Source organism: Baaleninema sp. (assembly GCF_049974805.1).
Lineage (GTDB): Bacteria > Cyanobacteriota > Cyanobacteriia > Cyanobacteriales > Geitlerinemataceae > Baaleninema.
Window position 1 is genome coordinate 58525 of sequence record NZ_JBNGCO010000012.1, and the last position, 7430, is coordinate 65954.

At 50.4% G+C, this 7430-nt stretch carries 7 protein-coding genes; all 7 read left to right on the forward strand.

Translation table 11 applies throughout. The features are described 5' to 3' along the window. The first annotated feature begins 23 nt into the window (after positions 1-23). On the forward strand, positions 24-1766 hold the full coding sequence (locus ACP5D4_RS04445; RefSeq protein ID WP_428010419.1) for a YcjF family protein: 1743 nt from the start codon (positions 24-26) through the stop codon (positions 1764-1766). A gap of 102 nt (positions 1767-1868) precedes the next feature. Then, entirely contained in the window at positions 1869-2684 is an 816-nt protein-coding gene (locus ACP5D4_RS04450) for a lysostaphin resistance A-like protein (RefSeq protein ID WP_428010420.1), read from the forward strand. A 114-nt stretch (positions 2685-2798) separates the two neighbouring features. Next, on the forward strand, positions 2799-4367 hold the full coding sequence (locus ACP5D4_RS04455; RefSeq protein WP_428010421.1) for a DUF2142 domain-containing protein: 1569 nt from the start codon (positions 2799-2801) through the stop codon (positions 4365-4367). Between the two features lie 56 nt (positions 4368-4423). Then, positions 4424-5122: a hypothetical protein gene (locus ACP5D4_RS04460; RefSeq protein ID WP_428010422.1), complete on the forward strand. Its 699-nt coding sequence runs from the start codon at positions 4424-4426 to the stop codon at positions 5120-5122. Next, on the forward strand, positions 5123-5671 hold the full coding sequence (gene rfbC, locus ACP5D4_RS04465) for a dTDP-4-dehydrorhamnose 3,5-epimerase (RefSeq protein WP_428010423.1): 549 nt from the start codon (positions 5123-5125) through the stop codon (positions 5669-5671). Beyond that, positions 5671-6549, forward strand: a complete 879-nt coding sequence (rfbD, locus tag ACP5D4_RS04470; RefSeq protein ID WP_428010424.1) for a dTDP-4-dehydrorhamnose reductase — start codon at positions 5671-5673, stop codon at positions 6547-6549. The genes rfbC and rfbD overlap by 1 nt, the downstream gene beginning before the upstream one ends. A 242-nt stretch (positions 6550-6791) precedes the next feature. Continuing rightward, complete coding sequence (locus ACP5D4_RS04475) at positions 6792-7049, forward strand: DUF4351 domain-containing protein (protein WP_428010425.1); 258 nt, start codon at positions 6792-6794, stop codon at positions 7047-7049. Positions 7050-7430: the final 381 nt, after the last annotated feature.

Consider the following 7430-nt stretch of genomic DNA (forward strand, 5'->3'; position numbering starts at 1 on the left):
CTGTTCACTGTTCGCGGTAAAAAATGCCCCTTTCTCGCCTACTCACCCTCGTCATCGGAATCGTCATCATCCTCGCGATGGCGATTTGGTTGGTGACGTCGTTGGGTTGGCTGTACAGTCAAATTACCTGGTCGGCGAATCCCTTTCTCGCCAATTTGCTGCTGTTGCTGTTGATTGGCTTGGTCGCCTTACTGCTGGGGACGTTTTTCTACTATCTGCGCCTGTTGTGGACGCCTGCGAAACAACGGCGCCAACGCCGTCGCCGCCGCCCCGTGAAACCGCCGGAAACGAAAAGCGAAGCGGCGTCGGAATATCTCGGTTCGGTACGCCAACAAGTGCAGCAGATTCAAGATGAGGTGGCGCGAAAAGCCCTGTTGAGCCGGTCTCGGGAAATCGAGGCGGCGATGTCTCGCGGAAATCTGCAAATCGTCATTTTCGGAACGGGTTCTTCGGGGAAAACTTCGGTGATTAACGCGCTTTTGGGGCGCGTGGCGGGACGAGTGAGCGCCCCTATGGGAACGACGGAGATGGGGGAAACCTATACGCTGCACTTACAAGGTCTCGATCGCGATATTTTAATTACGGATACGCCGGGAATTTTGGAAGCGGGAAGCGAAGGCGGTCAGCGGGGACAAATCGCGCGACAGTGGGCGACGGAGGCGGATTTGTTGCTGTTCGTGGTGGATAACGATTTGCGTCAGTCGGAGTTCGAGCCGTTGCGGGTGTTGGCGGAAATTGGAAAACGCTCGATCGTGGTCTTCAATAAAATAGATCTTTATTCTGAGGGCGATCGCGAAACGATTTTAGCCCGGTTGCGATCGCGCCTGCGGGATTTTGTCCCCCCCAGCGATATCGTTCCCGTGGCGGCGAATCCCCCCGTCGTCCGCCTGCAAACTGGGGAAGCCTTCACCCCAGACCCGGATATTATGCCGTTAATTCGTCGCATCGTGGCGGTGTTGCGGGCGGAAGGGGAAGATTTGGTGGCCGATAATATTTTGTTGAAGTCCCAGCGGTTGGGAGACGAAGCCAGACGCCTGGTAGACGCGCAGCGACGCAGACAGGCGGTGAAAGTGGTCGATCGATATCAGTGGATTGGGGCCGGTGCGATCGCGGTAACGCCGCTTCCGGGGGTGGATTTACTGGCTACCGCCGCCGTCAACGCCCAAATGGTAGTGGAAATCGGCAAAATTTACGGGTGCGAGTTGAACTTGGAACGGGGGCGAGAACTGGCGTTGTCTCTGGGAAAAACCCTCGCCAGTTTGGGAATCGTTAAAGGAGTGGTGCAGTTGGTGGCGACGGCGTTACAGTTTCATGTGGGAACCCTCGTCGTGGGGAAAGCGATTCAGGGAATTAGTGCGGCGTATCTGACACGCATCGCCGGAAAAAGCTTTATTGAATATTTCCGCCAGGATCTCGATTGGGGAGATGGGGGAATGTCGGAAGTGGTGCAACGTCAGTTTCAGTTGACGCGGAAAGACGAGTTCGTGAAAGCTTTCGTTAAAGATGCGATTTCCCGCGTTGTCGAACCGTTGAAGTTGAACCAACCCGACGCCGAAAATGATGTTCCTCTCGACTATTACGAGGACGATTACGACGATTATGAGGATGTGAGAGAAACCAGAAGTCGAGAAACCAGAAGTCGAGACAGGGGATCGATCGCGTCCCGTTTCTCTCCTCCCTCCTCTGGTTCGACGCGAGAACTCTTTCCCCTCGAAGACATCCCCGACTGGGACGAAACCCCCCGCCGTTACGAGGACGATTGGTAACAAGTGTCTGTTTTTTTCAGGTATTTTTCAAACTTGTATTTTTCAAACTTGTATTTTTCAAACTTGTATTTTTCAAACTTGTATTTTTGAGTTCTATAATTCATGGAAAAGAGAGCGATCGTTTGGCGGGTTTTCGCATTTCTCGGATTACTCTTACTCGGTTGGCTTCCCCTGGCGATTCCCATCTATCACTTCGTTCCCGACGCCAACACCGCCAGCATCCTGGGAACCCTGCTGTTATACGGAGAATTCCTCTATCTCGTCCGTTGGTGGGGACGCCGATTTTACGGCGAAACTCGCGTTTTCCAACGCTACGGTTTAGAAACGAACGGCGGTTCGCCCCTACCCAGCCGTCAAATTCTCCGAGAATTCACTCGAGGCTGGATAGGGGGATTGCTGGGGCTGGCGGTACTCTTCGGACTCGAAACCGTCTTGGGCTGGATTCGCTGGCGTTCTCCTGAAATGGCGATTTCCCGCCTGCTTCTCGAAGCCGTATTCGTCGGTTCTGCGGTGGGATTCGCCGAAGAAGTGCTATTTCGCGGTTGGCTGTGGGACGAGTTACGACGCGATTACCGCGTATCGATCGCCACCGTCGCCAACGCCGTTATCTTCGCCATCTTACACTTCCTCAAACCCCCCTCAGAAATTCTTCGCACCCTTCCCCAATTCATCGGATTAGTTCTGCTAGGGTTGTTGTTAGTTAAAGTAAAACTTCATACACAAGGGCGTTTGGGATTTCCCATCGGCTTACACGGCGGCTTAGTCGGCGGATATTACCTCATCAATGTGGGACAGTGGATCGCTTATACGGAAGCGGTTCCCAGTTGGGTGACGGGAATCGATAAAAATCCTTTAGCGGGCGTTTTAGGGCTTTTGGTGTTATCGGGAATGTTGCTAATTTATCGAAAGCCAAGCTGAGAAACGGGGGCGAGTCTCAAACCCTCTGTTTTTTGTGGAAAAATCCTCAACTTTATTTTACATCAAAACATGAAAAAAAACAGCTTTTTTACAAAAAACTTTATTTTAATTTCTATGATTTTCGGACTGGCTATTACCTTTTTAACCCCGCCCTTTCAAACCCCCGACGAATACCTTCACTTCTACCGTGCGTTTCAAATATCAGAAGGACAGCTCGTCGCCGAACGTCAAACCGGAGACTGTTACGGATATAGCAAATATTTCGAGACCGAAGTATGTTTGGGTGGGAATCTACCCAAAAGCGTTTTAACCACCGTTCGCAACGTCTCAACGCGGGATTTACGATTTGACATCAATCAAAAACAAGATATCAACGAAATTTTTGCGGTTTTAGATTTACCCTTAAATCCTGAAAATCGCGTGTTTATCAACTTCAAAACCACGGCGTTACATTCCCCAATTCCTTATCTCCCTCAAGCCTTGGGAATTTCTATCGGAAAACTCTTCAAAATCTCGCCGCTAAAACTGATGTATTTGGGACGGTTGACCAATTTATTGTTTTGGCTAGGATTGGTCTCTTTTGGGATTTATTGGAGTCCAATTCATCGCGGATTGTTGATGATGTTGGCGTTAACGCCGATGTCTCTCTGTTTGGCTTCTTCCTTGTCCTTAGATGCGCTGACAAACGGCGTTGCATTTGCGTTTGTGGGGTTGGTGTTGCGGGTGGCGATGGGAGGAGAGAGAGGAATTGAGAGAAATTCAAGAGAGAGAAATTCAAGAGAGAGAAATAAATTGAATTTAGCGTGGCCTTGGTTTTTTAAGAAAATCGAGTCCGTTGTCGGGGCGAACGGTCGTTCGTCCCGACGTCTGAATTCTCCAAAAAACGAAATTCACGAAAATTTGAAATCTGGGGATATTGAATTGGGTTCTTCAACCCCACCGACGAAGTTTCAAGCCAATAGAAAAAATACCGTTATTGATATTGCCATCTTGGGGGGGTTGGCGGTTGTCTTATCGTTATCAAAACTGGCGTATTTTCCCTTAGTGTTGCTGTTGCTGGCGATTCCGAGGCGAAACTTGGGAAGTTGGCGACGCTATTGGGGAAGCTTGAGTGCTATTGTACTCGCCTCTGGGGGTGCGGTGGCGCTGTGGTCGGGGGTGGTATCTCGAATTTACGTTTCTCTACACCCGCAACTGTCGCCATCGGACCAAATTCAGTTGGTGTTAAGCCATCCTCTGGGGTTTGCGGCGACGGTGATGCGGACGTTGGCGGCGTTTGGCGGCGATTACGCGCATCAGTTTATTGGGGTGTTGGGATGGTTGGATACGCCGTTACCGGGATGGCTGGTGATGGCGTATTGGGGGGTGTTGGCGGTGACGGTGGGGGTGGCGACTCCTGCGGATAAGCGGTTGCAGGGCTGGCAACGGGGGGTTTTCGCTGTTAGCGCGTTGTCGAGTATGGTAATGTTGTGCGGTTTGGCGTATTTGTGGAACTTCGTCGGCGCGGAGATGATTGGCGGGTTGCAAGGTCGGTATTGGATTCCGATTGCGCCTGTGGCGGGACTGGTGTTTTACAATCGTCGGTTTCGGGGTTGGTCGAAGGGGTTTTATCGGTTTGGCGTCGGGTTTGTGTTATTTTCGTGTACGGTAACGCTGGCGGTGCTGTTCGATCGATATTATTAGTTAAGTGTTGAGAGTTGATGATTTAGAGTTGACGATCTAGGGTTGGGTTTCGGGGTATGAGGGAAGTTCGGGAATACGATTATTTTGGCGATCGCATTTCTTGGCTGGACAAACTTCGCATGAAATCTTCGTTGCGAATTCGTCGCCAAATTTACGATTGGTTCGCGCAAGAAATCGGTGGCGTGGCGGGAAAGGTGTTTCTCGACCATGGTTCGACTCCCGACACGGAACATCTCGATAGTAATTGCTGGATTCGTTGGCTTCTTGAGGATGGCGCCCGGGTTTACGCCACCTCTCCCGAGGATATCCAACATTTGGAAACGGTGTTTTCTGGCTTGACGGTCGTGCCTTTTCCGCCTCAACCGGAAAGGTTCGATCGACTGGATTTTGTTACCTCTTCCGCTGTCATAGAACATGTGGGAAATCAAGCTCAACAGCTTCAATATTTACGGGAGTTACTTTCCCTCGCTTCGGGAATTCTCGTCACAACGCCAAACCGCTATCATTGGCTCGATTTTCACACTAAAATTCCCTTGATTCACTGGTTGCCACGACCGCAGCATCGTCGTATTTTAAATCTTTTAGGATTGAAATTCTGGGCGCAAGAAAAAAATTTAAGATTACTTTCAAATAAAGATTTAAAGCTACTAATAAATAATGCTATTATAGAAAATAAACACCCCTATCAGGTAAGCTGGTTTAAGCCTAAATTTTTTGGCAAAGTTTCAAACCTCGTTGTTCTGGCTCGTCAATAAATGAACGTCATTCAAACCGATATTCCAGAAGTATTACTCCTAGAACCGCGTGTTTTTGGAGACGATCGCGGTTTTTTCTTTGAAAGCTTCAACCAGCGAACCTTTGAAGAGAAAACGGGCGTCAAAACGCAATTCGTGCAAGACAACCACTCTCGATCGAACTATGGTGTGTTGCGGGGCTTGCACTATCAAATCCAACAGGCGCAAGGAAAGCTGATTCGCGCTTGCGTGGGCGAAATTTTCGACGTCGCAGTCGATATTCGCAAAGCCTCGCCCAGCTTCGGAAAATGGGTCGGATATCGCTTGAGTGCAGAAAACAAACGACAGTTATGGATTCCGGCAGGATTCGCCCACGGTTTTTCGGTCTTGTCTGACGTGGCGGAAGTGCTATATAAAACTACCGATTATTACGCCAAAGACCACGAACGTTGTATTTTATGGAACGACCCCGAGTTATCGATCAACTGGCAACTCGGAGAGACCGAACCGATTTTATCGGAAAAAGATAAAGCCGGAGTGTCCTTAAACGCGGCGGAGGTTTACGACTAATGCGAGTTTTATTAACTGGAATCGGCGGACAGTTGGGATCGGAGGTGCAACGCCTCCTCGAGACTCAAATGGAGGTTATCGGTACCGGCCGCGATCACCTCGATTTGTCTCAACTCCGCAGCATCCCCTCAGTCGTCGCCGAAATTCAACCGGATGTTATCGTGAATTGCGCCGCCTATACCGCTGTAGACAAAGCCGAAAGCGAACCGGAATTGGCGCAAAAGGTCAACGGAATTGCACCGGGAGTCCTGGCGAAAGCCGCCCAGCAACAAGGGGCGAAACTGCTACATATTTCCACCGATTACGTTTTCGACGGGTGCCACAGTCGCCCCTACACGGAAAGCGACCCCACCAACCCCGTCGGCGAATACGGAAAATCGAAACTCGCCGGGGAAGTGGAAGTGTTGCAAACGGACTCGTCCCATATCGTCCTGCGAACCGCTTGGGTTTACGGCGTCGGCGGTGGCGGAAACTTCGTCAAAACCATGTTGCGTTTGGGGAAAGACCGGGACGAAGTGCGCGTGGTGGCGGACCAGGTGGGAAGTCCTTCGTGGACGGGAGATATCGCCCATGCGATCGCGCAAATCGTGACGAACCACCGCGATATTGAGGGAACTTACCACTTCACCAACAGCGGCGTCGCCAGTTGGTACGATTTTGCTGTGGCGATTTTCGAGGAAGCGGAGGCTTTGGGATTTCCGTTGCAACTGAAGCGAGTCGTCCCGATTACGACGGCGGAATATCCCACCCCCGCCCAGCGTCCGGCGTATTCGGTGTTGTCTGGAAAGAAACTGGAAGGGGTGTTGGGAAGCTTCGCCCCCCACTGGCGAGAGGGTCTGCGTCAGATGTTAGCGGCGTTGAAACCGACGATGGATTAGGACAGGCGGGAAAGGGATAACTCGAAACCCGGTATCTCAGAGATATCGGGTTTTGTGGTTTTTTACTCGAACGCAGTACCAACTCCTTCGCCACGGTCGTCATGGCGCACCTCAAAGCCCAATAAACCCGTCAAAATAGGAGAGAGCGCCAACAGTGGAAACTGTCTCTGATTCGGCGACTGTACGAACTGGGTTACAGTTCCCAGGATGTTATCAACTTATTTCATTTTATCGACGGGTTGATGAGTCTTCCCGAGGCACTCGATCGGGGATTTTGGCAACAAATTCGTCAGTTTGAGGAGGAACGGCGAATGCAATACGTGACCAGTGTGGAACGCCGCGCTAAACAAGAAGGTATCGAACGAGGTATCGAACGAGGTATCGAACGCGAGATTTCTTTAGTTGTCCGACTACTCCAACGTCGTTTTGGCACGCTTTCCTCTGATTTGGAAGAACGGGTGCGTCGTTTACCGATCGAGGCTCTTGAGAGTTTGAGGTGATAAGTTGCGTAGGTTGGGTGTAGCGAAAGCGAAACCCAACGGCTCTTGAGAGTTTGAGGTGATAAGCAGATTTTAGACCGGGTCATCCCAGATTTTGTCTTCAAATTTACAAATTACACCCGAATCTCCGAAGACGCCTTTTTATAGATGTTTTTATTTTCTTCTAGCGATCGCCGTTTTCCAGCGGTAAAACGATTTTCTGAGTTGGCATTGGCTTTTCGCTCCTGTGAAACTGCTTCTATATTATCTTTGCAACATTTGACAAGAGAGCAGAAGTATGATTGGGGCGATCGCCCCCAGGACGAACTTTTCCCGTTGCGAAATCGTCTCACGGAAAATACCTCGATACGTTTGGAAGCCCTGTCGCTTTAGCGCAGGGAG